This window comes from Streptomyces sparsogenes (assembly GCF_001704635.1).
GTDB classification, from domain to species: domain Bacteria; phylum Actinomycetota; class Actinomycetes; order Streptomycetales; family Streptomycetaceae; genus Streptomyces; species Streptomyces sparsogenes.
Window position 1 is genome coordinate 1 of sequence record NZ_MAXF01000172.1, and the last position, 1,746, is coordinate 1,746.

Here is a 1,746-nt window from a genome sequence, read left to right on the forward strand (position 1 = left end):
GATCTGATCGGCCCGTCCGGTGGCGGAGCTCGGCCCGGAACTGGCCGCCCAGCACGACCTGCTGATGGCCAATCTCTTCGCCCAGGGCCAGGCGCTCGCCTTCGGCAAGACGGAGGAGGAGGTGCGCGCCGAGGGCATCGCCGAGGAACAGGTCGCACACCGCACCTTCCCCGGCAACAAGCCCACCACCACCATCCTGGCCACCGAGCTGACCCCCTCGGTGCTCGGCCAGCTGATCGCGCTGTACGAGCACAAGGTGTTCGTCCAGGGCGCGATCTGGAACATCGACTCCTTCGACCAGTGGGGCGTGGAGCTCGGCAAGGTCCTGGCCAAGCGCGTGGAACCGGCGCTCACCGAGGGCGCCGCCGTGCCCGGCCTGGACGCCTCCACCGCCGCCCTGGTCGCCACCTACCGTTCACTGCGCGAGCAGGGGAGGAACGACTGACATGCGGCTCGGACTCATCGGCCTGGGCAGGATGGGCGGCAACATGCGCGAGCGGCTGCGCCGCGCGGGCCACACCGTCATCGGCTACGACCGCGACCCAAAGCTCTCCGACGTCGCCGGCCTCGGCGAGCTCGTCGGGGAACTCGAAGGCCCGCGGGTGGTGTGGGTCATGGTCCCCGCCGGCGGCCCCACCCAGGCCGTCATCGACGAGCTGGCCGGCCTTCTGTCGCCCGGCGACATCGTGGTCGACGGCGGCAACTCCCGCTGGACCGAGGACGAGAAGCACGCCGAGCAGCTGGCGGCGCGCGGCATAGGCTTCGTCGACGCGGGGGTCTCCGGGGGCGTCTGGGGCCTCGAAAACGGCTACGCGCTGATGGTGGGCGGCGACGCGGAACACATCGCGGTGGTCAAGCCCGTCTTCGACGCGCTCAAGCCCGAGGGCGAGTTCGGCTTTGTCCACGCCGGGAAGGTGGGCGCCGGCCACTTCGCGAAGATGGTCCACAACGGCATCGAGTACGCGATGATGCAGGCCTACGCCGAGGGCTGGGAGCTGCTGGAGGCCGTGGACTCCGTGGAGAACGTGCGCGAGGTCTTCCGCTCCTGGCGGGAGGGCACGGTCATCCGCTCCTGGCTGCTGGACCTGGCGGTGGGCGCCCTGGACGACGACGAACACCTGGAGAAGCTGCGCGGCTACGCGGAGGACTCCGGCGAGGGCCGCTGGACCGTGGAGGCCGCGATCGACAAGGCCGTGCCGCTGCCCGCCATCACCGCCTCGCTCTTCGCCCGCTTCGCGTCCCGCCAGGACGACTCCCCGCAGATGAAGATGATCGCCGCGCTGCGCAACCAGTTCGGCGGCCACGCGGTCGAGGCCCGGGAGGGCCGGTCCGACACGTAGCGCCAGGGGTGAGCCGGCCGCCCGGGCGGCCGGCTCACAGCTGGAAGCGCGGGCGCCGGTCCTCGGGCACCAGGGCGATGTACTCGGGGTGCTTGCCGATCCAGCTCCGTACGAAGGAGCAGAACGGCAGCACCTCGAGGTGCGCCTCCCGGGCCGAGTCGAGGGCCCCGCGCACCAGCCGCCCGCCGAGGCCCCTGCCCTCGAAGCGGGGGTCGATCTCGGTGTGGGTGAACGCCACCTGGCCGTTCGAGCGTTCGTACTCCGCGAAGCCCGCGAGCTCCCCGCTCTCGCCGTCGAAGATCTCGAAGCGCGACTGCTCCGGGTTGTCCGTGACGCGTGGTTCCACTGTTCCTCCTGCGGTAGGGGGGATCGGACCGTCTCGATGAATCGGCCGGTCCCACCGTAC

At 71.2% G+C, this 1,746-nt stretch carries 2 protein-coding genes and 1 pseudogene; 2 read left to right on the forward strand and 1 reads right to left on the reverse strand.

The features are described from left to right. Positions 1-10: 10 nt before the first annotated feature. Positions 11-445: pseudogene (locus BBH68_RS32435) on the forward strand (glucose-6-phosphate isomerase); the annotation flags it as partial. Between the two features lies 1 nt (position 446). Then, positions 447-1,340 carry a phosphogluconate dehydrogenase (NAD(+)-dependent, decarboxylating) gene (gene gnd / locus BBH68_RS32440; protein ID WP_065967343.1) on the forward strand — a complete coding sequence of 298 codons (894 nt, stop codon included), beginning with the start codon at positions 447-449 and terminating at the stop codon, positions 1,338-1,340. A 34-nt stretch (positions 1,341-1,374) separates the two neighbouring features. Here gnd and BBH68_RS32445 read toward each other — a convergent pair whose 3' ends face one another. Further along, the gene (locus BBH68_RS32445; RefSeq protein WP_065967344.1) at positions 1,375-1,686 is read right to left on the reverse strand and encodes a GNAT family N-acetyltransferase; all 312 of its coding nucleotides are present in this window, start codon (positions 1,684-1,686) and stop codon (positions 1,375-1,377) included. Positions 1,687-1,746: the final 60 nt, after the last annotated feature.

Excerpts from the sequence above, each read along its gene's own strand:
- gnd (WP_065967343.1), top strand. The coding sequence starts at position 447 with ATGCGGCTCGGACTCATCGGCCTGGGCAGGATGGGCGGCAACATGCGC.